The sequence below is a fragment of the Phyllobacterium sp. OV277 genome, assembly GCF_900104355.1.
In the GTDB taxonomy this organism is placed as follows: domain Bacteria; phylum Pseudomonadota; class Alphaproteobacteria; order Rhizobiales; family Rhizobiaceae; genus Phyllobacterium.
The window spans coordinates 1-24561 of sequence record NZ_FNIY01000001.1 but is presented as its reverse complement, the minus strand read 5'-3'; the positions used below and the strand labels follow the sequence as shown (position 1 = coordinate 24561).

Annotated in this window: 26 protein-coding genes and 1 tRNA gene; 22 read left to right on the top strand and 5 right to left on the bottom strand. The window is 54.0% G+C overall.

Features of this window, described 5'->3' with window-relative positions; translation table 11 throughout:
* Window positions 1-65 precede the first annotated feature (65 nt).
* Window positions 66-437 carry a COG4315 family predicted lipoprotein gene (locus BLU05_RS00130; protein WP_091876830.1) on the top strand — a complete coding sequence of 124 codons (372 nt, stop codon included), beginning with the start codon at window positions 66-68 and terminating at the stop codon, window positions 435-437.
* 85 nt (window positions 438-522) lie between these two features.
* Here the strand turns inward: BLU05_RS00130 and BLU05_RS00125 are convergent, their stop codons facing one another.
* Complete coding sequence (locus BLU05_RS00125; protein WP_091876826.1) at window positions 523-1530, bottom strand: TIM44-like domain-containing protein; 1008 nt, start codon at window positions 1528-1530, stop codon at window positions 523-525.
* A 231-nt stretch (window positions 1531-1761) separates the two neighbouring features.
* Here BLU05_RS00125 and BLU05_RS00120 point away from each other — a divergent pair, with 231 nt between their 5' ends.
* From BLU05_RS00120 to BLU05_RS00100, 5 genes are all read left to right on the top strand, one after another.
* On the top strand, window positions 1762-2301 hold the full coding sequence (locus tag BLU05_RS00120) for a tetratricopeptide repeat protein (RefSeq protein ID WP_091876825.1): 540 nt from the start codon (window positions 1762-1764) through the stop codon (window positions 2299-2301).
* A 64-nt stretch (window positions 2302-2365) separates the two neighbouring features.
* Complete coding sequence (locus BLU05_RS00115; RefSeq protein ID WP_091878341.1) at window positions 2366-2974, top strand: RNA polymerase sigma factor; 609 nt, start codon at window positions 2366-2368, stop codon at window positions 2972-2974.
* Window positions 2971-3774, top strand: coding sequence for an anti-sigma factor family protein (locus tag BLU05_RS00110; protein WP_175540488.1), 804 nt, complete (start codon window positions 2971-2973; stop codon window positions 3772-3774). The genes BLU05_RS00115 and BLU05_RS00110 overlap by 4 nt, the downstream gene beginning before the upstream one ends.
* Before the next feature lie 95 nt (window positions 3775-3869).
* Window positions 3870-5123: an SAM-dependent methyltransferase gene (locus BLU05_RS00105; protein ID WP_091876823.1), complete on the top strand. Its 1254-nt coding sequence runs from the start codon at window positions 3870-3872 to the stop codon at window positions 5121-5123.
* A 177-nt stretch (window positions 5124-5300) separates the two neighbouring features.
* Window positions 5301-6278, top strand: coding sequence for a GAF domain-containing protein (locus BLU05_RS00100; protein WP_091876821.1), 978 nt, complete (start codon window positions 5301-5303; stop codon window positions 6276-6278).
* A gap of 159 nt (window positions 6279-6437) precedes the next feature.
* On the opposite strand, the gene BLU05_RS00095 is transcribed toward BLU05_RS00100, so the two are convergent.
* Window positions 6438-6779, bottom strand: coding sequence for a hypothetical protein (locus BLU05_RS00095; RefSeq protein ID WP_091876819.1), 342 nt, complete (start codon window positions 6777-6779; stop codon window positions 6438-6440).
* A 124-nt stretch (window positions 6780-6903) separates the two neighbouring features.
* Between BLU05_RS00095 and BLU05_RS00090 the strand changes: the two genes are divergently transcribed.
* The 4 genes from BLU05_RS00090 to BLU05_RS25825 all read left to right on the top strand — a co-directional run bounded on the left by BLU05_RS00090 (window position 6904) and on the right by BLU05_RS25825 (window position 9607).
* Window positions 6904-6993 (top strand) — tRNA-Ser (locus BLU05_RS00090).
* 37 nt (window positions 6994-7030) lie between these two features.
* On the top strand, window positions 7031-7594 hold the full coding sequence (locus BLU05_RS00085; RefSeq protein ID WP_091876817.1) for a hypothetical protein: 564 nt from the start codon (window positions 7031-7033) through the stop codon (window positions 7592-7594).
* A gap of 216 nt (window positions 7595-7810) precedes the next feature.
* A complete protein-coding gene (locus BLU05_RS00080; RefSeq protein ID WP_091876815.1) occupies window positions 7811-9151 on the top strand; it encodes a PQQ-dependent sugar dehydrogenase in 1341 nt (446 codons plus the stop codon).
* 267 nt (window positions 9152-9418) lie between these two features.
* A complete protein-coding gene (locus BLU05_RS25825; protein WP_139210349.1) occupies window positions 9419-9607 on the top strand; it encodes a hypothetical protein in 189 nt (62 codons plus the stop codon).
* Window positions 9608-9654: 47 nt separating this feature from the next.
* Here the strand turns inward: BLU05_RS25825 and BLU05_RS00070 are convergent, their stop codons facing one another.
* The gene (locus BLU05_RS00070; RefSeq protein WP_091876811.1) at window positions 9655-10170 is read right to left on the bottom strand and encodes a P-loop nucleotide/nucleoside kinase family protein; all 516 of its coding nucleotides are present in this window, start codon (window positions 10168-10170) and stop codon (window positions 9655-9657) included.
* A gap of 125 nt (window positions 10171-10295) precedes the next feature.
* Here BLU05_RS00070 and BLU05_RS00065 point away from each other — a divergent pair, with 125 nt between their 5' ends.
* A complete protein-coding gene (locus tag BLU05_RS00065) occupies window positions 10296-10748 on the top strand; it encodes a thiol-disulfide oxidoreductase DCC family protein (protein WP_091876810.1) in 453 nt (150 codons plus the stop codon).
* Between the two features lie 123 nt (window positions 10749-10871).
* Window positions 10872-12932 (top strand): ATP-dependent helicase, encoded by a 2061-nt coding sequence (locus tag BLU05_RS00060; RefSeq protein ID WP_091876808.1) that lies wholly within the window; start codon window positions 10872-10874, stop codon window positions 12930-12932.
* A gap of 58 nt (window positions 12933-12990) precedes the next feature.
* Here BLU05_RS00060 and BLU05_RS00055 read toward each other — a convergent pair whose 3' ends face one another.
* The gene (locus BLU05_RS00055) at window positions 12991-13980 is read right to left on the bottom strand and encodes a Bug family tripartite tricarboxylate transporter substrate binding protein (protein ID WP_091876807.1); all 990 of its coding nucleotides are present in this window, start codon (window positions 13978-13980) and stop codon (window positions 12991-12993) included.
* Window positions 13981-14057: 77 nt separating this feature from the next.
* On the bottom strand, window positions 14058-14600 hold the full coding sequence (locus BLU05_RS00050) for an AAA family ATPase (RefSeq protein WP_091878338.1): 543 nt from the start codon (window positions 14598-14600) through the stop codon (window positions 14058-14060).
* Between the two features lie 175 nt (window positions 14601-14775).
* On the opposite strand from BLU05_RS00050, the gene BLU05_RS26535 reads away from it, so the two are divergent.
* The 10 genes from BLU05_RS26535 (at window position 14776) to BLU05_RS00005 (ending at window position 24405) form a co-directional block, all read left to right on the top strand.
* Window positions 14776-14904, top strand: coding sequence for a hypothetical protein (locus tag BLU05_RS26535; protein WP_280139021.1), 129 nt, complete (start codon window positions 14776-14778; stop codon window positions 14902-14904).
* 383 nt (window positions 14905-15287) lie between these two features.
* Entirely contained in the window at window positions 15288-16568 is a 1281-nt protein-coding gene (locus BLU05_RS26530) for a septal ring lytic transglycosylase RlpA family protein (protein WP_091876805.1), read from the top strand.
* Window positions 16555-17766 carry a D-alanyl-D-alanine carboxypeptidase family protein gene (locus tag BLU05_RS00040; RefSeq protein ID WP_091876803.1) on the top strand — a complete coding sequence of 404 codons (1212 nt, stop codon included), beginning with the start codon at window positions 16555-16557 and terminating at the stop codon, window positions 17764-17766. The genes BLU05_RS26530 and BLU05_RS00040 overlap by 14 nt, the downstream gene beginning before the upstream one ends.
* Before the next feature lie 83 nt (window positions 17767-17849).
* Window positions 17850-18524: a dTMP kinase gene (gene tmk, locus BLU05_RS00035; RefSeq protein ID WP_091876801.1), complete on the top strand. Its 675-nt coding sequence runs from the start codon at window positions 17850-17852 to the stop codon at window positions 18522-18524.
* Complete coding sequence (locus BLU05_RS00030) at window positions 18521-19579, top strand: DNA polymerase III subunit delta' (protein WP_091876799.1); 1059 nt, start codon at window positions 18521-18523, stop codon at window positions 19577-19579. Before tmk ends, BLU05_RS00030 begins: the two co-directional genes overlap by 4 nt.
* Before the next feature lie 138 nt (window positions 19580-19717).
* Window positions 19718-21268 carry a methionine--tRNA ligase gene (gene metG, locus BLU05_RS00025; RefSeq protein ID WP_091876798.1) on the top strand — a complete coding sequence of 517 codons (1551 nt, stop codon included), beginning with the start codon at window positions 19718-19720 and terminating at the stop codon, window positions 21266-21268.
* Between the two features lie 18 nt (window positions 21269-21286).
* Window positions 21287-22075 (top strand): TatD family hydrolase, encoded by a 789-nt coding sequence (locus tag BLU05_RS00020; protein WP_091876797.1) that lies wholly within the window; start codon window positions 21287-21289, stop codon window positions 22073-22075.
* Window positions 22068-22877, top strand: coding sequence for an MBL fold metallo-hydrolase (locus BLU05_RS00015; RefSeq protein ID WP_091876796.1), 810 nt, complete (start codon window positions 22068-22070; stop codon window positions 22875-22877). The genes BLU05_RS00020 and BLU05_RS00015 overlap by 8 nt, the downstream gene beginning before the upstream one ends.
* Window positions 22874-23344 carry a YbaK/EbsC family protein gene (locus BLU05_RS00010; protein WP_091876795.1) on the top strand — a complete coding sequence of 157 codons (471 nt, stop codon included), beginning with the start codon at window positions 22874-22876 and terminating at the stop codon, window positions 23342-23344. Before BLU05_RS00015 ends, BLU05_RS00010 begins: the two co-directional genes overlap by 4 nt.
* A gap of 275 nt (window positions 23345-23619) precedes the next feature.
* Complete coding sequence (locus BLU05_RS00005) at window positions 23620-24405, top strand: hypothetical protein (protein ID WP_139210347.1); 786 nt, start codon at window positions 23620-23622, stop codon at window positions 24403-24405.
* Window positions 24406-24561: the final 156 nt, after the last annotated feature.

Genomic DNA, 24561 nt, shown 5'->3' with positions numbered 1-24561 from the left:
ACGTCGTTCGCGTAAAACGGCAATGCCGGTGTCTCACCGGTCAAACCGATAAGGGAGTGAAAACAATGAAAACACTTGTGATTGCAATGAGTCTTCTGGCCGCCACGACCCTGTCCGCCTATGCTGCAGAGCCAGCAAAGACGGTGGAAACCAAACTCGGTAAGGTGCTTGCCACGGAAAAGGGCCTGACGCTCTATACGTTCGACAAGGATGCAAAAGGCAAATCCAATTGCGATGCGGATTGCCTGAAGAAGTGGCCGGCCTTCCATGCGGATGCCAAGGCGAAGGCCGAAGGCAAATGGTCCCTTGTCAAAGCTTCTGATGGCAAAGATATGTGGGCCTATGATGGCAAGCCGCTTTACACCTTTGCCAAGGACACAAAAGAAGGCGAGACAACGGGTGATGGCGTCGGTGGTGTCTGGCACGTTGTGAAATAACTGCAAACCAATCCCGCAGAATCAATCCGGCGCAGAAGCAAGGCTCCTGCGCCGGAATTATAAGTATGGGCCGGCTAGATTGAGCTTATGCGGCCTGAATAGCTGACAGCTTCCAGTCGTCGCCATTTTTGCGGACAAATGTCCAGACCTCAGTGCTTTCACTTGCCCTCGTGTTATCACCATCAACAAGCTTGCCTGTTGTGCGGTCGAGCATCGCATCAACGCTTGAATAGCGCATTGCCAGTGTTGCGTATTCGGCATTGTCCTCGCGCCAAGACTCAGCGATGTCACCCTGAAGCAGTTTGACGTCGGAAACGCTGTTGCGCACGCCCTTCGTTGCGTTCTCACCGAGTTCTTCGGCAAGGTAGGACATGGCCTCTGGTGTGGTCAGCGTCCGCAGAACCGCATAATTTTCCGTGCCGTAAGCTGTCTGCACTTCGGTCAGAAGCTGTTCAAACTTGTCCAGATCCTGCTGCGAAATGCCAAGCTCATCCGATGCCTGCGAAGACTGGGCCGGTGCTGGCTTTGGAGCCGCAGAGCCCGAACCCATCGCCGCACCAATGCTTGGAATACGGAACGAAGGCGATGCAGACGGATCAGCCGGGCGGCCGAATGCCTGATTGAACGAGGGACCTGATGCCGTTGCAGATGATTGCCGGCGCTGGGCAAAGAAGCGCATGGCCAGCATGACCGCGCCGATAACAAGGCCGATCTGCAAGAGCATGCCGAGGAAGCCGAAGCCGCCACCAAAACCGTGGCCGAGCAACGTGCCGATCAGGCCGCCAACCAGCAAGCCACCGATCATGGAACGGCCGAAACCGCCAAAGAAGCCCGGACGTTGTGTGTTCATCTGCGGCTGCATGGCAGAAGGCTGGTTTGTCTGCGGGCGCGGCGTCATAGAGCGTTCAATTGGGGCAGCAGGAGAGGGCGCGGTCCGTGTGGTTGCGGGCGCATCGAAAGTGCGTGTACCACGACTGCCAAATCCGCCACCTGCCCGCCGCGCGTCGGCGATATCAAAAGCGCTCAGCGTCACCGCCAGGGCCAGAACGAGCAACACAGCGATGCGAATAATGCGGGAAGCAGTGCCAGACATAAGTTTCTCCTGTTACGCACCCGGCCAATTTGAGCACGCGAGATGCATATAGAGAGCGTGGCGGGCAATTTTAAGTCCTGACACCAATGTGATGGACAATTTTGGTGGGATTTTTTGCTTTGCGGAAATTTTGTTCCCGTCCTGATCAAAATTCTGCGGACAGGCCGAATAAAATGAATAGTTGGCGTGTTCTCTCATTGCAGTCGTTTTGATGCAGGAGAGAACGTCATCATGAACAAAGCCAATTCACTATCCGTTACCGCAGCCCTGTTTGGCGCATGCCTTGCGGTTGCTGCATTATCGAGCCCGGTCTATGCGGCGGGCGAGGATAACAGCGCGACCCCAACCTGTCCGAAAGGGGAGGTCTGGAACCCAAAAACCAAGAAATGTGTCAAGCAGGAAGGCAGCTTGCTTCCCGATTCTGACCTGACAACCTACGCTTATGCGCTTGCAGAAGCCGGGCGTTACGAAGAAGCGCTGGCTATCCTTGATACGCTGAAGAATCCGAATACCGCTATTGCCCTCAATTATCGCGGCTATGCGACGCGCAAGCTTGGGCGCACCGACGAGGGCATCGGCTATTATATGAAATCGGTTCAGCTTGATCCGCAATATGCCAAGGTGCGTGAATATCTTGGGGAGGCCTATGTCATCAAAGGTCATCTCGACCTTGCCAAGGATCAACTCGCCAAGATCAGGGGTATTTGCGGCACAGACTGCGAGGAATATCGCGATTTGGCCGAAGCGATCGAAAACCCGACAAAGATGTGAGGAAGGAAGCGCCTGATTGAAGCGAGATCGGCGGATGACCATGACAATTCAAACCGGATGCATCATGTCTGTCGCATATCCAGCGGTTCCTGCTTATAGTCAGGCAAAGCGTAGCAGAGAGTCATCGGACCGTGTTTCCCGGTCCGATGCGGAGGCGACCATCGCAAACGAGCAGGAAATCAGGGCGGGACTTTCCCAACACCTTACGAGGCTCTGGCGTTACGCTGTGGTGTTATCGCATCAGCGTGACGTTGCCGATGATCTGGTGCAGGCAACCTGTGTGCGTGCATTGGAGCGGGCAGGCCAGTTTACTCCCGGCACCCGGCTCGACCGATGGTTGTTTTCAATCCTGTATTCCATCTGGCTCAACGAGGTCCGCTCCCGGCGCGTGCGCATGGGGCAGGGCTTCGTTGATGCCGATGAGACCCTTGTTTTTGATGGGGCACGCGATACCGAGACTCACATTTTTGCCAATCAGGTGCTCCGGCAGGTTCAGGCGTTGCCTGAAGCGCAGAGAACTGTGGTTTTCCTTGCCTATGTCGAAGAGCTTTCCTATCGCGAGGTTGCCGATCTGCTTGAAATACCCATTGGCACTGTCATGAGCCGGCTTGCTGCGGCACGTGCGAAGCTGGCCTCCGCCGGATCAGACAGAATGGAAGGGAGCGCGCCATGACCGATCCCAACCGAGAGACAATCGGAAGCGATGAGATGCTGGTGGCGTTTCTGGACGGAGAACTCGATCCAGATACACGCAAGCAAGTCGAAAACCTGCTCGAACGAGACGAAGCCGTTGCTGATCGGCTGCGTTTCCTGTCTTCCAGCAACTTGCCGTTCCGCGATGCCTTTATTCCGTTGCTCGACAGTGCACCAAAGGCCAAGCTCGATGCGATGCTTGCTGAGATTTTGCCGCCAGAGCAGGTCAGGAAACAGGCAAATGGCTGGAATCGTCGCGGTTTTCTGGCCGCTGCAATTGGTTTCATCGCTATTGGTATTGCAGTGGACCGGACTTTCCTTGGTGTTCAATCAAGCCTTCACGGCGATCAGGATGGCAGTGACTGGCGCTCGGTCGTCGCGCAATATATGTCGCTCTATACCAGCGACACATTGGGTAACGCTCCCGCTGACGTGGCAGTGCAAACCGAACAATTGCGTGGTGTTGGCGTCAAACTTGGTCTCAATCTCACACCTGAGTTGGTGCAGTTGCCGGGAACCACGTTGAAACGTGCCCAGATGCTCACCTATGATGGCAAGGCGCTCGGACAGATTACCTATCTGGATGCGGCGCAGGCACCAATGGCTCTTTGTATCGTTCAGTCCTCCAAGGGCGCAAAAGCTCCTGATAGCGAACGGCGTCATGGCATGAATGTCATATATTGGTCCAGCGACACCCATGCCTTCATGCTGATCGGCCACGAATCGCTTGGCGATATAAAGGCTATGGGCGACCGGCTCCGCCATGTTCTGACGATATAAGCAGCGATCATTTCATTTTGGCATCAGGTTCGCGTAATCTTGTGATCATCGCCGCATGATAGGAGCCTGACACGTATCGCCTCAGGAGTGTCTGCATGCCTCTTTCGTTCGTGGACCGGATTCTTCGTTTCGCTTTTTCCCGCATTGTGACCAAAGGCTCGCTGACTGTCCTAACGGCAAGCGGTGTCCGCCTTGTTTTTGGCGATGAAACCGGCGATCCGGTAGTCGTGCGTTTTGCCGACCGGTCGGCGCAACTGCTGTTTCTCATGGATGCCGACATGCAACTCGGTGAGTTGTTCATGGACGAGCGTTTCATCGTCGAGCAGGGTACGATCTATGATTTTCTCTGTCTGGTGTTGCGTGAGGCGCAGAACGAAACACACCCGCTTCCCGCCCGCCTGATCGACAGTTTGCGGGCTCGTTTCAGAGGCTTTCGCCAGCGCAATCTGCCAGCACGCTCGAAGCGCAACGTCGCCCATCATTATGATCTGGACGGCAGGCTATATGGTCTGTTTCTCGATACAGACCGGCAATATTCCTGCGCCTATTTCGAACATCCCGAACAGAGCCTGGAAGAGGCACAACTTGCCAAGAAAAGGCATCTGGCTGCCAAGCTTCTGGTGCAACCGGATAGCCGGGTCCTCGATATTGGCTGCGGGTGGGGCGGCTTGGCGCTGCATCTGGCTGATGAGGCACCGTCGGGTGAGGTGCTTGGGGTTACCCTATCAGAAGAACAGCTTGAGTTTGCCAGAAACAGACCGGGGACGAAAAGCCACTCCAACCGTGTGAACTTTGCCCTGCAGGATTATCGCAGCCTGAATGGAACATTTGACCGTATCGTTTCGGTCGGCATGTTCGAGCATGTCGGCGCTGCATCCTATGGACAGTTTTTCAGGAAGTGCGCGGAACTGCTCGACGAGGATGGCGTGATGGTCCTGCATACGATCGGTTGTTCGGCAGTGCCGGGCTTCACCACACCGTGGCTCGACAAGTATATTTTTCCGGGTGGCTATATCCCGTCCATGTCGGAAATCATTCCGGAAATCGAGAAAGCCGGATTGATGGTCACTGATGTGGAAATTCTGCGTCTCCATTATGCGTCGACCTTATCCGCTTGGCGCGAACGCTTCATGGCGCGGTGGCAGGACGCAGCGGCGCTCTATGATGAACGTTTCTGCCGGATGTGGGAATTCTATCTCGCCGCTGCCGAGTCTGCATTTCGGTACGAGGATCTCGTGGTTTTCCAGTTCCAGATTGCAAAAAGAAACAACGTTATCCCTTTGACGCGAACCTATATTGGCGAACACGAACAGAGCAGACCCAAGGTTCTGCACGCGGCCAATGCCTAGCACCCAGCAGGTCTGATGTTTGATTTTGACCTGATATGACTATTTATTGTCGTTTACGGTGTCGCTTTCTGCCCGTCATCGCCCGAATGGACTCCTTAATATAGCGTAAAGTGTGGGCTTGACCGTGGTGATCACTCAACCATAGTCTGGTTTCACTACGCGGCCTCGGAGGGGACCATGGTAACGCTGCAAAGCGGTTTGCACGCTGAATACATTGAATCAGCGCTCTCGTCGGGCAATGCTGCTGCGCAATCGGCTCTGATTGCTTCCTGGCGGCGGTCGATGCGTCTCTATGGCCTCAATCCAATTGAAGGCCGCGGACCAAACATTCTGACAGAATATGAACTCAATCAGGCACGCGAGCGCATGGGCTCGTTGATACTCACCGCTCAAACCAGTCTGGACCGGCTTTATGCGGCGGTGGGCGGGGCAGGTTGCTGCATCCTGCTCGCGGACAAAGACAGCGTTCCGGTGGACCGGCGGGGCTATATCGGCGACGACGAAACCTTCTACAGAATGGGTCTTTGGACAGGCGCCGTATGGAGCGAGGAAACCGAGGGAACGAATGGAATTGGTACCGCTATTGTTGAGCAACGCGCGCTAACCATTCATCGTGATCAGCATTTTCGCAGTAAAAACACGGCATTATCATGCACTGTTGCACCAATTTTTGATCATCGTGGCCGTCTGGCTGCTGTCATTGACGTGTCCTCGGCACGACACGATCTGACCGATGATTTCGTCAAGCTGATTTCCATTGCCGTGGCTGATGCTGCGCGGCGTGTAGAAGCGGAAAACTTCCGTCTTGCGTTTCCCAAGGCACGAATTCTTCTGGCTCCTCCCGGCGATAATGTGATGAGCGAGCGGGCGTTGAACGCACTCATTGCTGTTGATGAGGATGATCTGGTGGTTGGCGCTTCGCGATCCGCACGCCAAATGCTCGGTCTGACCGATGAGGTGCTTAGTGCTCCATTGCCGGCTGCCGATCTTCTGGGGCAGCATCAACCAACGTCGCGTGATTTTGCCACCGCTGAACGCGGTGCTATTCAACGGGCACTGGCGCGAAGCGGCGGCAATGTGTCTGCTGCAGCCGCCGATATGGGTATCAGCCGCGCCACATTGCACCGCAAATTGAAGCGTCTTGGCCTTTCCTGAGCGATTTTGATTTTTTTGCCATGGTTTGTCGCAAAACTGCGACAGTTAAAGCTCGCACCTGAGCAGACGGGGCTGACACACTGTAAATATTGGGTAACTCTGCCTGAAATGCCGCAGGAGTCGGTGTGAAATGGTGGAGATGAATTAACTGGGTGGATTTCAAACGCTGCCAGGCCCAATAGTCAGAAACGTCGTGGCGCATTTCAGAACAGAAATCCGATAGCCGTAACGGGCAATACGTGCTGTTCGACGCCAAGTCCGGTTCAAACGGGCGCTTGTGGAGCGTTGCTGGAGAGCAAGTTCTTCGATCTTTTGTCGATGAATCAGGCTGTTAACGGCCATCCTTGGAAATTGGAAAAATGAATTCCCAAAAGCGGGCTCCTGACCAGGGCTTGCTTCGTCGGTGGCGCTGACCTTCATCCAGCGCCACCGACGGCCTTTTGGAATGGCATTCAACCGTGTTGTTCGCGCGGAAATGCGCAAGGTGTCATTATCGTACATAGAATGTGCATCAGTGCTGCGGAGCCGGTTGACGCAGCAATGCGAATAGATATAAAGGCCTCCGATCAGCTCGGATAGATGTGGCGGAATAACCGATCCGCCATGATGAATATCCGTGCAGGATGGAGGGGTGGCCGAGCGGTTTAAGGCACCGGTCTTGAAAACCGGCGTAGGTGAGAGCCTACCGTGGGTTCGAATCCCACCCCCTCCGCCATTCTCCGAAAACAACTTATTGATCTATAGGCAATAAAATGTTCGGACCGCTAACGAAGTTTGGTCAAGGCGCTTATGAGGCGGTAAAACGCTTCTCTTACGGCAATATTTTTCAGATAGAGAAAACGACCGGGCCTGACCGTTTGGTAATCGCACCTAATGAGAACCAGATTGATATTCTCTTATTGCTCGCCGGGTTGTGGGACGAAGGTTATTTCCTTTTATATATACTGCTGGTTCCTCGCCTTTCTAAGCGCGAGCAAGGCAGATATCAAAGTTCTGGGCCTTTATCTTTCAAGGAGGCAGAGGACTTTTGCACTGCTTTCAAACCGTTTCTTGAAACCGATGGGCGGCATCATTTCTGGATTGGTTCTGCCAATGGTAATGGTACTTTGGTTTATGATCAGCACAACGTTATCTATGCCTATGGCGATACAGCCAGATATATTGAATTTTTAAAGCAGATTGGATTCAAAGAAGATTCGGTTAGCATTCCCGTGCCGCACTCACACTACTATCACGCACAGAACGATAAATTTGAAGATGAGCTGATGGAATATTGGGAATGGAAATGGTCGCCGCTTCAACCAAGTGACGAATAATACCTCGTCTCATTTATTCTGGTTGTTCGATATTCATTTTAAAATTTTGCAAATCTCTCCCATTCTCCACGCCTCAAGGATCTGCCTGATTCCCTGATGAGAATTTGAGCGAATAGTATGGAACTATTTGCGCCCGTCTGCGTTTCGCCCGAACGTGTCGCAAACTGACGCGATCACCGTGTCAGCCTCAGAAATTCTTCAACGGGGATATTCGCCATGAAAAAACTGACCTTTGGTATCTTGGGTTTGATCATCCTCGCTTGCCTGGGGGCAGGTGGCGTCTACTTCTATTCGCAAGAGTCAGCGACAGTGCCTGTCAGCGAAGGGTATGGACCTAATCCCACTTTGCCGGCGCCCAACCCTCGACCGATTCCAACCGTGAATGTCGCACAAGCCACCAAATGGCCTGATGGTGTAACCCCCGTTGTGGCTTCAGGGCTGAAGGTCAATGTTTATGCGAAGGATTTGGCACACCCGCGCTGGCTGCATGTCCTCCCAAACGGGGACATTCTTGTTGCGGAAACCAATGGTCCTGCAGAGGAGCAAACCGGTTTCAGTATTCGAGGCTGGGTTATGGGTGTCCTGATGAACCGGGCTGGCGCCAAAGCTGTCAATGCCAACCGTATTACACTGCTGAGGGATGCGGACAAGGATGGCGTGGCCGAAGTAAAGGAGCCGTTCATCGAAGGTCTGAATTCGCCTTTTGGCATGACACTGGCCAATGGGAAACTTTACGTTGCCAACACCGACGGCATTGTCGCGTTTCCCTATAAGGATGGTGACGCCAAGATCACCACAGCGCCCGAGAAGATCGCCGACCTGCCGGGCGGTCCTATCAACCATCACTGGACGAAGGATGTTATAGCAAGCCCGGATGGCAAGAAGCTCTTTGCGACCGTGGGCTCCAACAGCAATGTCGGAGAAAATGGCCTTGATGCCGAGAAGAACAGAGCAGCCGTTCTTGAGATCGATCTGGCAACGGGACAGGAGCGCGTGTTCGCATCCGGCCTTCGCAATCCCAACGGGCTTTCGTGGAATCCAGATAGCGGTGAATTGTGGGTTGCCGTGAATGAGCGCGATGAAATCGGCAGCGATCTCGTTCCGGATTATATGACTTCGGTCAAGGATGGTGCATTCTATGGATGGCCTTACAGCTATTACGGCCAGAATGTTGATGTGCGTGTCAAACCGCAAAATCCTGAGCTTGTGGCGAAGGCGATTAAGCCAGATTACGCGCTTGGACCGCATACAGCATCGCTCGGCCTTACGTTCAACACCGGAACGCTTTTGGGCGCCGACTATCAAAATGGTGCATTCGTCGGCCAGCATGGATCATGGAACCGCAAACCGCGCAGCGGCTACAAAGTTATTTTCGTTCCCTTTGAAAACGGTAAGCCCAGCGGTCCGCCGAAGGATATACTGACCGGCTTCATCAATGATCAGGATAAAGCCCTTGGCCGTCCAGTGGGTGTTGCAATCGACAAGTCAGGTGCGTTGCTGGTTGCTGATGACGTGGGAAATACGATTTGGCGTGTGACACCTGCGGTAGCCCAGTGACCCCGTCATAACCACATTACTGAATGACTTTACGATCAGGAATGAAATGAGAGGATGCTTCCACATCTTTTCGATGAGGAGTTGGGCCATTGCAAGAATATATATCTTACCCTAGCCTTGGCTAAAAATGGGGACGGGGGTCACATGAACATTACGCACATTGTATTGCCTGCAATATTGGTCGCGCTAGCGGGTTGTTCCACAATTCAAGACGATGTGAAGAACAATCGGACAGCAACGATTGCAAGCTGTGTACGGCAGGTTGAAATGTCGAGACCTGAATTCAAGCAGCACGCCATGACCTATATAGGCGTATCGCGTGAGCACCTTTCAGACACGCTTTGCAGTCGATTGGCAGATGGTGTTGCAAGTGGGCGCATCGATCAGACCGACCTCAACAGGCTCATTGCTACCGGCCAGCTTAATGCGAAGTTTGCGTTCCTCAAAAGGCGGTAGCCATTGCGGGGCACCAATCGATTTTCTGATGTCTGCGGTTTGTGCTGTCAACGATTTCGGGATCTTTTTTCGATCTTGCTCAAGATGAGCCTGACAGCTTCATCTGGACCGGTTGTGAAGGTATCAATGACCGTCGTATCTCTGTCCCATTTCTCGTAGACTCTCTCTGCGACTTCTTTCCATGTGGGCAGTATCATGTCTTCGATGTCGGAGACTCTTGTTTCGACGCGGCGCCTGTGTTCTTCGGCATCCGAACACGTAACGTGAATTTCGAATGCTTCGACATTGGCTCGAGACGCCACGTTGCGCCATGCTTGGCGCGTGATCGTGATGGCATTAACGGAGTCGGCGATAACTGTTCCTCCGTTTCGCAAGTTTTCTTCCGCCAGAGCATAGGCAACGATATAGTCTGCCGGACCCACCTCATCCCTCAACATTTCGGATGAAATTAACGCCTGCGCGATTGTGTCGACCCGCAAATGCATTGCCTTTAGAGGGCGAGCAAGCTCACGAGCGATTGTGGTCTTACCAGTTCCGGGCAAGCCACTCATAATAATAAGCATGATGACCTTCACAGCTGTTGGTTGTCGCTTTTGCAATTTTAGACACAGGTCTATCCAGTGCGAAAGCATTGATTGGTCCTGGAGAGACCATTGCTATCGGACGTTTCTTAACTATGTGATTGACTATGGACGCGAAAAACCCCGGCACCACTCCTTCCTCGGCTGAGCTTGAGGATATAATCTCAAAGGGCCCAATCATTGTGTTTGATGCGCTTTGTGTGATGTGCTCTGCCAATGCCCAGTTCGTCCTTCGTCATGATCATCAACATCGCTTTCGCCTCGCATCCATGCAGGAACCTGTTGGGATGGCGCTCTACCGGCTCAATGGCATTGATCCCGCTGACCCGGAAACAATGATCGTCGTTGAACAGCAGGGCGTTTTCAGGAATTCGGATGCAGTTCTGGCGATCTATGCCGGTCTTGGATGGCCATGGCGGATTGCCAGCCTTTTTAAAGCTGTGCCGCGTTTTATCCGTGATCCAATCTACCGCTTCATTGCGCGCCACAGAAACTTTCTTTTTGGACGCTATGAGACATGCTGGCTTCCGGAGGCTGCCGATCGGGATCGTCTGCTTTGATGGGTTGGTAATCAGACATTTTTACAGCCGAAAATTGTGCGCTTTCCATCGGTAGGGCGTTGGTAGTACGTTCTCTCTCTGTTCCAAGCGATTCTTTTCTGGATTCGCGCGTTCGGAGAGTCTATGGCTGCCTATCTCGAAAAACTGAATGATGCACAGCGGCGCGCTGTTGAATATGGAGTTGGCACCGGGGGCAGTGCGGGACCGTTGCTCATTATTGCCGGTGCGGGCTCGGGCAAGACCAACACGCTTGCCCATCGCGTCGCTCATCTGATTGTCAATGGTACGGACCCCCGGCGTATTCTTCTGATGACGTTTTCCCGGCGGGCAGCCGCTGAAATGGCTCGGCGCGTGGAGCGCATCTGCAATCAGGTTCTCGGTGCGAATGGCGCTGCCTACAGCAATGCCCTTGAATGGTCTGGCACATTTCACGGCATAGGCGCACGCCTTCTGCGCGAATATTGCGACCAGATATCACTCGACAGGAATTTCACGATCCACGACCGGGAGGACTCGGCGGATTTGATGAACCTCGTCCGCCATGAACTTGGCTTCTCCAAGATGGAGAACAGGTTTCCGACCAAGGGCACATGCCTTGCCATTTATTCGCGGACAATCAATTCCGAACGCCCGCTTGAAGACGTTCTGAAGGAGCATTTTCCATGGTGTGCCGCGTGGGGTGCGCAATTGCGCCAATTGTTTGCGGGATATGTGGAAGCCAAGCAATCCCAGAACATTCTCGATTACGACGACCTGCTGCTTTATTGGTGCCAGACGGTAACGGACCCACTTTTGGCTGAGGATATCGGGTCGCGGTTTGATCACGTTATGGTCGACGAGTATCAGGACACCAACCGGCTACAATCCTCGATCCTTTTGGCGCTGAAACCCATGGGTACGGGGTTGACTGTCGTCGGTGACGATGCGCAATCAATCTATTCTTTCAGGTCGGCGACCGTCCGCAACATTCTCGACTTTCCGGCATCCTTTACGCCAGCGGCTGATGTCATCACGCTGGACCGAAATTACCGTTCCACACAGCCAATCCTCACCGCTGCCAACGCCGTTATCGATTTGGCATCCGAGCGTTTTACCAAGAACCTCTGGACAGAACGGCAATCTGCCGACAGACCGCAACTGGTCACTGTGCGCGATGAAAGTGAACAGGCGCGCTATATCGTCGAACAGGTTCTCGACAGGCGGGAAAACGGCGCCTTGCTAAAACAGCAGGCCGTGCTTTTCCGGACATCTAGTCATAGTGGTGCGCTGGAAGTCGAGTTGACGCGGCGAAACATTCCGTTTGTCAAATTTGGCGGCCTGAAGTTTCTGGACAGTAGCCATGTCAAGGATTTGCTGGCAACTTTGCGTTTCATCCAGAATCCCCGGGACCGTGTGGCGGGTTTTCGCCTTATGCAGCTTTTGCCCGGTGTAGGCCCGGCCTCTGCTCAAAATGTCCTCGACAAGATGGCCCTGCATGCAGACCCGGTTGCGGCGCTGTCCGAGATTCCCGCACCGCCGCGGGCAGGCGAGGACTGGGCGACATTTGTTGAAATGCTTCAAGGCGTGCATGGCCGCAAGAGCGAGTGGCCAGGCGATCTGGAGAACATTCGCGCCTGGTATGAGCCGCATCTGGAGCGGCTTCACGATGATGCATCCATGCGGCAGGCTGATCTTCTGCAACTTCAGCAAATCGCCAGCGGCTATCCATCGCGTGAACGGTTTCTGACCGAGCTTACCCTTGATCCACCCGATGCAACGAGCGACCAGTCTGGCGTTCCTCTGCTGGATGAAGATTATCTGATCCTCTCCACAATCCACTCCGCCAAGGGGCAGGAATGGAAGTCAGTCTATGTATTGAATGTTGTTGATGGCTGTATGCCGTCTGATCTTGGGGTAGGGTCAAAACCCGAAATTGAGGAGGAAAGGCGGCTGCTCTATGTCGCCATGACCCGGGCAAAAGATGATTTGCATCTGGTCGTTCCGCAACGCTTTTTCACGTATGGCCAGAACGCGCAAGGTGACAGGCATGTCTATGCTTCGCGCACGCGGTTCGTTCCGGCAACGCTTCTGCAGTATTTCGAATGCACCACTTGGCCAAAAATTCGGCAGGAATCTCCAAGGCAGGCGGAAGCGCGCAATGTCCGTGTCGACATCGCCGGGCGAATGAGAGGAATGTGGGGATAGTCTTTAGGATTGACGGAAGACGGGCGCCAATCCGCGCCCGCCTGTTGTGTCGTCTGGATTAATCCATCTGGACGTTGGCGTCCTTGACGACAGGTGTCCACTTGGCGATTTCCGCCTTCACATGCGCAGCGAGTTCTTCAGGCGTAGAGCCGACGATGGTGGCGCTGAATTCTTTCATGCGTTCGATTACCGCGGGATCTTTCATCGCCTTGTTGGCAGCTTCATTCAGCTTGGCGATAACCTCAGGCGGTGTACCTGCCGGTGCGAACAGCGCGTTCCAGGTATAGGTTTCATAACCGGGGATTGTTTCGCCAATTGTGGGCACGTCAGGGAAGGACGCGGCCCTTTCCTTGGTGGTCACGCCAAGTGCCCGTAATGTGCCGCCCTTCATATGCGACGATGATGAGGGGAGGTTGTCGAACATGATCGGCACCTGATTGCCGATGACATCATTCAGCGCAGGGCCTGCGCCCTTATATGGAATGTGCTGCATCGAGACGCCAGCCATCTTCTTGAACAACTCGCCGGAGAGATGCAGCGGCGTGCCATTGCCCGAAGATGCGTAACTGTACTTCTCCGGATTGGCCTTCAGCAAATCGACCAGTTCCTTGACATTCTTTGCCGGCAGTTCCGGATTGACCACCAGGACATTGGGAACGATCACGAGCAATGAAATCGGCGCGAAATCCTTTTCAGCATCATATGGTTTGGATTTCAGGATAAGCGGGTTAAGCGCGTGCGTTGCCACCGTGCCCATGAGGATCGTGTAACCATCAGGATCGGCCCGTACCACATTGCCTGCACCAAGGCTGCCACCCCCGCCGCCAATATTCTGGACAATCACCTGCTGGCCGAGCAGATCAGACATTTTGTTGGCGATCACGCGCGCCACAACGTCGGTTGATCCACCGGCGGCAAAAGGCACGACCATCGTCACAACGCGGTCCGGAAAGGTTTGGGCTTGTGCCAGCCCGCCAAACGTTACTGCTGATAGAATTGAAAGGCCGAGGGCGAGACTAGCGCGCCGGGTGATCCCAGATAGTGACATTCATTTTCCTCCCGATGTCGTTTTATGTTCCGCCAGCATTAAAGCATGCGATGGCAAAGGACGGAAGCGGGAGGCATTTAATCAACAGGGTTCAGGCGGTGCGTGCCGTCAGCCAATACAGTCTGAACAGCTTCGAGGGTTTCCTCACGGCTTTGTCCTGCCGTTTCAATGACATGGCGCTTAAGCCCGTCAAGCGCGGAAAATTGCCGGTGCAACTCGCTGATAGGTCCCTGATCGCTGAGCGTATTGCCGCCACGACGTTGGCACCTTGCAATGGCCTCGCTGAGTATTGGCCGCAATATGATGTAATGGAGTGGCAGAGAAAGGGAGCGGAAAGGATCGAGAAACCAGGGACCAATGATGCCGTCCACCACGACAAAAAAATTACCCTTGGCATATCGTTCTGCGGCACCGGCCAGAACATCGATGACAGTCTTGTTCTGCGCATGAGCTTCCGGCAGGTAGGGTTGAATCAGGCCATTCTTGATATAATGCCAAAAATCGTCTGAATGCAGATGCACTGCGGGGACCTCTGAATTCGCAACCAGAGATGCAGCAGTTGTGCTTTTTCCAGAACCCGGAGGACCGGTTAGAATCAGGATATGGCCAGACAAATCGATCATGGGATGCCTATAAACGTTCTATGGCGGCGTTTCCAGATTGGTTCTTCCCTCCAATTGGAACTTTCTTCGCTGGCCGGGGTTCAAGAAAGCTGGCGAAACCCCGTTGGCAGGGCCCGGTCGACAAGAAGCGTGTAGCTTCCGATTGGCCGGGCCCACCCAAAAGGGCAGTGCAATGATTGACGATTTTGACGACGATGATGAAGATGCCTGGCCGACCCATAATTCCTATGGTTGGTATCTGATTATATTTATCTGCGGCGTGATTGTGGCTGCTCTTCTTACGTATTTCCTGGCAGGATGATATCTGCAAACCGAATGCGCCTGTTTTTAGCCCGTTCAGCCATCACAGGTAAAAGCATAGAACGGGAAGTTCAGAGATGAGATGGGCGGAGCGCGCAATCCACCTGAATAGAGCCATTGAATCGACGACACATAAAAAGTGATCGCCAGATCATTGCCCGTTAACCAAAGTCACCTGATGTCAGCGATATCAACCTATTCTGTTAAGGTGCTGTCAACCTATCGGTGCGAGTTATAGACTTGGTGCAATCGTCCATGATGGGTTCTGGGGTTGCGCTGACATTCTTGTCTGTTTATCGATGCGTAAAAAGTGTGGGGACGGCGTCCAGCCGGTGGTTTGCATTGTCAAAAGCCAAAGCTTTTCGAATTGCTGGAGTTGTTGCGATGGGCGCCTTGATGGCTGCCTGTGCATCGTCACCTAAGGTGAAAGTCGGCAAGCGTACCCACGGTAAGGAATATTTCGCAGAATCCGAATATGGCGTCAAAGCCAGCCCACGCGTGGTTACGGATTTTCGTAACATGCCCCGCGGCGGTGGTCGCGATCAGCTCGGACGGCCCTATCAGGTTCGTGGCAAGTGGTATTACCCCAAGGAAGAACCCGGTTATAAACGCCAGGGTCTTGCCTCATGGTACGGCTCGGCATTTCATGGTCGTCTGACTGCCAATGGTGAAGTCTACGATATGAACCATCTGTCTGCGGCGCATCCCACCATGCCTTTGCCCAGTTATGCGCGTGTCACCAATCTTGCCAATGGCAGTTCGGTAATCGTGCGCGTCAATGATCGTGGACCCTATCATAGCAATCGCGTCATTGACCTATCGCAAAAGGCAGCAACCATGCTGGACTATCAGCATACGGGTACGGCTGATGTGAAGGTTGAATATGTCGGACGTGCGCCGCTTGAAGGGCGTGATGATGGGTTCCTTATGGCTTCCTATCGTGGTCCAGGCGTGCGCAATCCATTGGGTCAGCCAGATTCAGGCACGATGATCGCCATGAATGGTTCGACACCCACGCGGCGCAATACGGTTGAAATTCCGGGGATGCAGCCATCGCGTCCCGCAGGCGTTCAGGTCGCAAGCCTTAGCATGCAGCCGGTATCGTTTAATGATCAGGCTGCTAATCTTGGTGCGCCAATGCAGCCGCAGACGGCGGATATGGCCGCAATGTCTGGAGGCACTATGCCTTTCGGTTATGATATTCAACCCGTTCTGCCGTTGATCGGGCCCTATATCGATGACAAGCCTGCTGTGCTGCTGGGGTCGCTCAAGGGCGGCTCCAAGCGGCCATCACCGTTCGTCAGCTCCTATGCCAGCGAGCGCGTGGCGAGTGCCAATGGTACAGCCGTGGCGATGAACAGCCTTATTTCGCCGCAGGCTATTTCCGGCGCTTGGAAAAACCAGAACAAGCTGGATGATGTCGCTGCGCCTACGGGCGAATATGTGGATATCGGTCTTTTTGCTGACAAGGCCGCTGCTGGCCGTGTCATGCGAGCGCTTTCGCCGCTGGGTAAGGTCGATCTGTCCGAGGTCGCCAGCCCCGATGGTCCGCGCATTGCCTTGGTGGCGCGCGCCAATGCCGGGAAAAACACCGATGCCTTGCTGCAGGCCGCATGGAAGGCCGGGGCAGGCGACGCGTTTGTCGTACGCGATGATGGAAACTGATCTCCCACACCGTAAAATATCCCTGAAACAGCCATTCCGCATGCTTGCCGCTGGCCTTCTTGTGGCACTGTCAGGCTATGGCTCAGCCCAAGCGCAAGAGGCGCTGTTCGATACCAAGGCCAAGCAGGCTTTGATGCTGGAAGACCAGACCGGCACCATCCTTTATGCCAAAGCCCCGGACACACTGATTGAACCGGCGGCGCTGGCCAAGCTGATGACCATGGAACTGGTTTTTCATGAGCTTAAAACCGGTAACATCAAGATCGATACACAATATACGGTCAGTGAAAATGCCTGGCGGACAGGTGGGGCGCCCTCTGGCGGTTCGACCATGTTTGCCAAGCTCAAATCATCGATCAGCGTCGGCGATCTCATTCAGGGTGTCATTGTGCAGTCGGCCAATGATGGCTGCATCATTCTGGCGGAAGGCATTGCGGGTTCTGAGCAGAAATTTGCCGAGATGATGAATGAACGGGCGAAGGAAATTGGCCTGAAGAACTCGACATTCCGTAATTCGACCGGCTTACCCGATCCGCAGCAAAAAGTATCCCTGACCGATCTCGTTACACTGGCTCGCTACATCAAACACGAATATCCTGAGTATTACCGCACCTATACGCAGGAGAGCTTTACCTGGAACAATATTTTCCAGCGCAATCGCAATCCGCTATTGCGGCTGGATATCGGCGCCGATGGCATGGGGACAGGCTATACGGAACAGTCGGGCTATGGTCTTGTTGGTTCTGCCGAACATAATGGGCGCCGTTATATTGTTGCTCTGAGTGGTCTGGCTTCAGACAAGGAACGGGCGGAAGAGGCCAAGAAGGTGTTTGAATGGGCTTACAACGCTTTTGAAGAGATAAGCATTTTTACCGAAGGCGAGACTGTGGGCGAGGCCAGCGTGTTTGGCGGTGTGAAGTCGAGCGTTCCCCTGAAAGCGCATGAAAAGATCAGCCTTTTGATTCCAACCGCCAATAAGGACCGTCTCAGGGCCCATGTGGAGTATAAGGGGCCGCTCATTGCACCAGTGAAGGCGGATGAACAGGTTGGCGTGCTGCGAATCTGGATTGGCGATGCCTTAGCTCAGGAAACACCTGTTTATACGGGAGAAGCCGTTGAAACAGGCGATTTGCAGAAGCGAACAATGGATGCCGTGCTGGAACTGACCACAGGCTGGACACGCCACCTTAAGCTTTAGTGCTTTCACCGCTCGACCTTTTCTTCCTCGGGCATTAGAACCAGCTGTAAAGAGTGACTCTTTAGCGAAAGACGGCTGACGGCGTGCAACAGGGACTATTCATTACCTTTGAAGGCGGCGAGGGCGCGGGCAAATCTACCCAGATCACCCGTCTGGCAGAACACATGCGCGCGGGCGGTGACGATGTATTGGTGACACGCGAACCGGGCGGCTCGCCGGGTGCAGAGGCCGTGCGCCACGTCATCTTGAGCGGAGCGGCCGAGCCATTTGGTCCAGCCATGGAAGCCATGCTGTTTGCCGCCGCGCGCAACGATCACGTCGAGCAGGTGATGCGCCGGGCACTGAATACCGGCAGCATGGTGCTCTGCGACCGGTATATCGATTCCAGCCGTGTCTATCAGGGTGTCACCGGCGATCTGGATGCTGGTCTCATGCGTGCAATTGAACGTGCAGCAATCAATGGATTGATGCCCGATCTGACTATTATTCTCGATCTGCCCGCGGAAACCGGATTGCAACGCGCAAATGCACGGCGCGGCGCAGAGACTGCTGATCGTTTTGAGAAAGAGACAATCGAAATGCATCGCAAGCGGCGGGACGCCTATCTGGCCATCGCCGAGGCGGAACCGGGCAGATGCAAGGTTGTTGCGGCCGATAGACCGGTTGACGACATTGCTGCCGATATTGCCGAACTTGTCGACCGGTTGAAGGCAAGTCGGTCCATCAAGGCCAAGCCCAAGGCGGGGGCGGCACAATGAGCGATGCTGTTCTTGATGTTCCAGCCACGCATGATTCCATTGATGGCATTCCGGCGCCTTCGGCCAATCCCGCCTTGTTCGGCCATATGGCTGTGCGCTCGTTTCTGGCACAGGCCTATCAATCCGGCCATATGCACCATGCATTGCTGCTCGAAGGGCCACAGGGTGTAGGTAAGACCACACTGGCGTTCCATCTTGCCGGCCATATGCTCAAACATCCGATCCAGCATGATGCGCCGCTGGAACTGGCCACCCCCGACTATTCTGTTGCGCCATACCGGCAGATTGCCACGGGCACGCATCTGGCCATCCTGCACATCAGTCGCCCACTCGATGCGAAAACCGGAAAATTCAAGACCGGGATCACCGTCGACGAGATCCGCCGTGTCACGCACTTTCTCAATCGCACAGCGCATGATGGTGCGTGGCGCATCGTGATTGTCGATCCGGCAGATGACATGAATCGCAATGCTGCCAATGCTTTGCTGAAGACTCTTGAAGAGCCACCACAGCGTACGTTGTTCATTTTGATCTCACATTCCTCCGGGCGTTTGCTGCCGACAATCCGGTCGCGCTGCCAATCCATTCGCTTTGAAGGACTGGACCGGCAGGACCTGTTGTCGGCACTTGAAACAATCGGTCTTGGAGCAGATCAGGTGCCTGACACTGAAGCGCTTGTCGCCCATGCGGATGGCAGTGTGCGCAAGGCAGCGCTGCTGGTGGCGTTTGGCGGCCTTGAAATATCGCAGACCATTGAATCCATCCTGACCAAGCCGGTCTTTGATGTGCCGAAGGCTCAGGCGCTAGGAACGGCCTTGTCAGGCCGTGATTCCGAGATCCAGTTTGATCTCTTTCTTGAAGACATATTCTCGCGTTTGGCGGCAAAGGCGAGGGCGGCCGCCGCAAAAGGCGCTGTCGCCGAGGCCAATCAATGGTCGACACTCTGGCAGGAGATGCAGAGCGAAGCACGGGAAGCCGATGCTTTCAATCTTGATCGCAAGCAGTCTGTTCTTATCTTTCTAGACAGGATGCACCGCGCACTGCTTGCCGGTTGATCGCCTGAACGGATAGAAGCGGAATATTATTTCAATCAGATCATGAGTTTATGACCGGTATAGCAATCAGGCCAGACATGGGTTATGTCAGCCTGACGCCTTCCCAAGATGCCAATTCCGAAGCAAATCAGGTTACGTATGAGCCGCGAAACATTTTACATCACAACAGCCATTTCCTATCCGAACGGCAGTCCGCATATCGGTCACGCTTACGAGCTGATCGCGACGGATGCGATTGCTCGTTTCAACCGTCATGACGGTAAGGATGTGTTCTTCCTCAGTGGCACTGACGAACATGGCATCAAGATGCATCAGACGGCACGCAAGGAAGGCATCACGCCGCGAGAGCTGGCTGACAGAAATGCCAAGCTTTTCCGTGACATGGGCTATGCTTTGAATGCGTCCTATGATGATTTCATCCGCACCACAGAGGAGCGGCATTACAAGTCATCGCAGGCGATTTGGCAGAAAATGGTGGAAGCGGGGGATATCTACAAGGATTCCTATGCCGGTTGGTATTCCGTGCGCGATGAAGCCTATTATCAGGAAGATGAAACGGAAGTGCGCGCCGATGGCGTGCGCTATGGTCCGCAGGGCTCACCGGTCGAATGGCTGGAAGAGGAAAGCTATTTCTTCCGCCTTTCTGCCTATCAAGATCGCCTGCTCAAGCTTTATGCGGATAAGCCAAGCTTTATCGGGCCAGATGAGCGGCGCAACGAAGTTGTGTCCTTCGTCAAATCAGGTCTCAAAGACCTGTCCATATCGCGCACGACATTCGACTGGGGCATTCCTGTTCCCGGCGATGAAAAGCATGTCATGTATGTCTGGGTCGATGCGCTGACCAACTATCTTACCGCCATAGGCTATCCCGACGAGACTGCTGAAAAGTGGCGTTACTGGCCAGCCGATGTACACATTATCGGCAAGGACATTATTCGCTTCCATGCGGTCTATTGGCCTGCATTCCTGTTGTCCGCAGGCATTGAGCTGCCAAAGCGCGTTTTCGGCCATGGTTTTGTATTCAACCGCGGCGAGAAAATGTCAAAGTCGGTCGGCAATGTCATCGATCCCTTCACATTGGTTGAGCATTACGGCCTTGATCAGGTGCGCTATTTCCTTTTGCGTGAAGTGCCTTTCGGTCAGGACGGCAATTACAGCCATGAAGCCATTGTCAATCGCACCAATGCCGATCTTGCCAATGATCTGGGTAATCTGGCGCAGCGCTCGCTGTCGATGATTAACAAGAACTGTGAAGCCAAGGTTCCGCAGCCCGGCGCATTGACGGATGTCGACAAGGCTATCCTCGATCAGGCCGTGGCGGCGCTGGAAACCGCGCGCAAGGCTGTTGGAAGTCAAGCCATGCATCTGGCGCTTGGAGCGATCTTTGCCGTTGTGGCCGAAGCCAACAGGTATTTCGCTTCGCAAGAGCCTTGGGCGCTGAAAAAGACCGATCCGGCGCGGATGGAAACTGTTCTCTATGTGACGGCGGAAGTGATCCGGCGCGTGGGTATCCTGTGTCAGCCGTTTATTCCGGGCTCAGCGGCGAAGCTGCTTGATGTTCTGGCGGTGCCTGAAGCCAAACGTAACTTCAGCGATCTGCTTGGTGGCAGCGAACTTGTGCCCGGTGCGGATTTGCCTGCGCCGCAGCCGATTTTCCCGCGTTACGTCGAGACTGACAAAGAAGCCTGATCAGGAACCGGATCTTTCATGCTTGTCGACAGCCATTGCCATCTGGATTTCCCGGATTTTGCCGAGGAACGCGATGCCATTGTCCAGCGGGCGCTGGATCTTGGCGTTGTGCGGCTCGTGACCATCTGTACGCGCGTTCGCAAGTTTGACGGCATCATCAAAATCGCCGAGCAATATGACAGTGTCTATGCTTCGGTTGGTACGCACCCAAACAATGCGCATGAGGAACTCGACATTACTGCCGATGACCTGATCAAACTTGCCGAGCACCCGAAAGTCGTGGCGATCGGTGAGGCGGGGCTTGATTATCATTATGATTATGCACCGCCGGAAGCGCAGGCGCACGGGCTTCGCACACATATTGCTGCCGCACGCGCAACGGGCTTGCCGCTCGTTATTCATGCCCGCAGCGCCGATGAGGACATGATTTCGATCTTGCGTGAAGAATCAGGGAAGGGGGCCTTCCCTTTCATTCTGCACTGCTTTTCCTCCGGTGCCGAATTGGCGCGCGTCGGCGTCGAGCTTGGCGGTTATGTCTCCTTCTCCGGTATTCTGACATTCAAGAATTCACCGGACATTCGCGAAATCGCCAGAAATGTACCGCGTGACCGGTTGCTGGTGGAAACGGACGCGCCTTATCTTGCGCCCATGCCACATCGTGGCAGGCGCAACGAGCCGAGCTTTGTCACGCATACCGCTGCTGTTCTGGCGGAGACCATCGGCGTCAGCGTGGAGGAAATTGGCAGGCTGACCACTGACAATGTGTTCCGCTTGTTCACCAAGATGCCAAGGCCCGCTCATGCCTGATCGCTTGCGCTTTACCATTCTCGGCTGCGGTTCGTCTCCGGGCGTGCCGCGCATTAATGGTGACTGGGGCAATTGCGATCCTGACAATCCCAAAAACCGTCGCCGCCGTGCGTCCATGCTGGTGGAGCGTATTGCCGATAATGGTGGCGTTACCACTGTGATTATCGACACGGGGCCGGACTTCCGTTCGCAGATGATCGATTTCGGCTCCGGACGGCTCGATGCGGTTGTCTATACCCATGCGCATGCGGACCATATTCACGGACTTGATGATCTCAGGACCTTTGTCATCGACCGGCGCAGCCTGATGGATATCTATGCCGATCTGGCAACGCAGCGCCGCCTCGTTGAGGGGTTTGGCTACTGCTTCAAGACGCCTGAAGGTTCCAGCTACCCACCGATCCTTCAGCCACACGAGATCGTGCATCACGAAGCTTTTGAAATTGAAGGAGCGGGCGGTTCCATCCGTTTTCTGCCACTACCGCAGGTGCATGGCGATATCCTGTCCCTGGCTTTCCGGATTGGTGATGTGGCCTATTGTTCCGACGTCAGCGCCTTTCCGGAGACGACAGCAGCGCAACTGGATGGCCTTGATATTCTGATCATTGATGCCCTTCAATACCGCACACATCCAAGCCATTTTTCTCTCGATGAATCAATGGAATGGATCGATAAGCTAAAGCCGCGTCGAGCAATCCTTACGCATATGCACGTACCGCTGGATTATGAAACAGTCATGCAGGGCACGCCTGATAATGTGGAACCGGCCTTTGATGGCCTGTCATTTGAGGTTGAGGCATGAGCAAAAGTGTTGAGCGCGTCCGTCAGGCGGCCCACGAAGCGGGTCTTGAGATCGAAATCCGCCAGATGGCCGATTCAACCCATACGGCCGAAGATGCGGCAATCCAATGCGGTGTGACGGTTGCGCAGATTGTTAAATCGCTGATCTTTCAAGGTACTGATACGCAGCAGCTTTATTTGTTTCTGGTTTCCGGGCCACGACAGCTTGATCTTGCCAAAGCAGCAAAATTGACCGGCGAAACATTGCATCGAGCCGATCCAAAACACATCCGCAAGGAAACCGGCTTTGCCATTGGCGGCGTATCGCCGTTGGGCCACCTGGTCGATATCAAGGCTTTTGCGGACGAAACGCTGATGCAGTTTGATGTTGTGTGGGCTGCAGCAGGCGGGACAAACTTCGTTTTTCCGGCAGAACCACGGGCATTGATGAAGGCGGCAAAAGCAGAAGTCGCTGATATTACTAGTTAATTCGCTATTTTTTCTGTGTCATCCAATATCGGATAGTGCATTTTAGTTTCACGTTCTGACCTTTGATAGATTGAAATACCGGGACAGCGATGTATTACTTGCCGCCAGACTTCACGGTGTTATTGCCTCGCGAATTTGCCGAGCAAACGACCTAATATGGCAGGTAGAACATGGGATTAGTACCGCGCACGCAACCGACAGGCCCGAAAACAACAACATTAGGCGATGATTTTCGTCTGATACCGCTTTCAAGCCGTCCGCTTTTTGGTGAAGGCTTGCAGTCAGGCATCGTTTTTGGTGGTCATTCTCTCGACGCGGTTATAGACAATTCTCTATCATGCTGTGGGAAGTACACCCTTAGAAACACGCAGCACCACAGTGTTGCCGGACTGACGAGTGATGGCTGTGTGCTTTTTGCTGTGAATTGCCAGATCGGCGGTCGGTGTTGCACGGCGATGGGCGGTTACGACCCCATGGGCGAGCCCATTGTCCCAACATTGGCCCAACAGACCCTGCTGAAAACGCGTTTGCCCAATGCCGATAACCTCATGGTATGGGACGCCAAACCCGGTTCCATCGGCCTCAAAATGAACGGCGCCAATCCCAACGCCAGTGTCTATTTCAACGCTCTGAAAAAGGAACTCAATTTCCATATCAATGCGAGTTTGGCTGATCCGGATATCAAGGCCCACACGAGTCTGACGGTTGATAAAGATCTGAAATTTGCCGGAGGCTCACTTGACGTCGAGGCTGCCGCACGCGGTTTCAAGGCGATTGCCAGCACGGATTTCGACAACAAACTTCGTGCCACCAATAGCTCACTGCAACTTTCTGCTACACACAATCGCTATTCGGGGTCGGCAAGTGTGAAGACAAACGGCAAGGAAACCACGCGTGAATTGGGTCTTGGTTTCCAAGCTACCAAAGAGGTCAAGATCTCGGTTGTCTGGCTGCCAGATAACAAACCACAGCCGGCGCCCAAATTGGAATTTCCGTTTAAGCCTGCGTCATTCCATGATGCCAGCAAATTTCGTATCGAGCTTAAAATAGACCTGTGGTGACCATTTAGATTGTTTTTGGCCTATGGCTTAGTTCCATAATCTATCTTATGCGATCTTTGTATGTAGCCGCAAAGTTAAAGTGTCCTGTTTCTGCAAAGTAGAAACGTCGCTGTGTCACCTTCTTGTTGAGTGCAACGAGATATGGGATGCGGATTT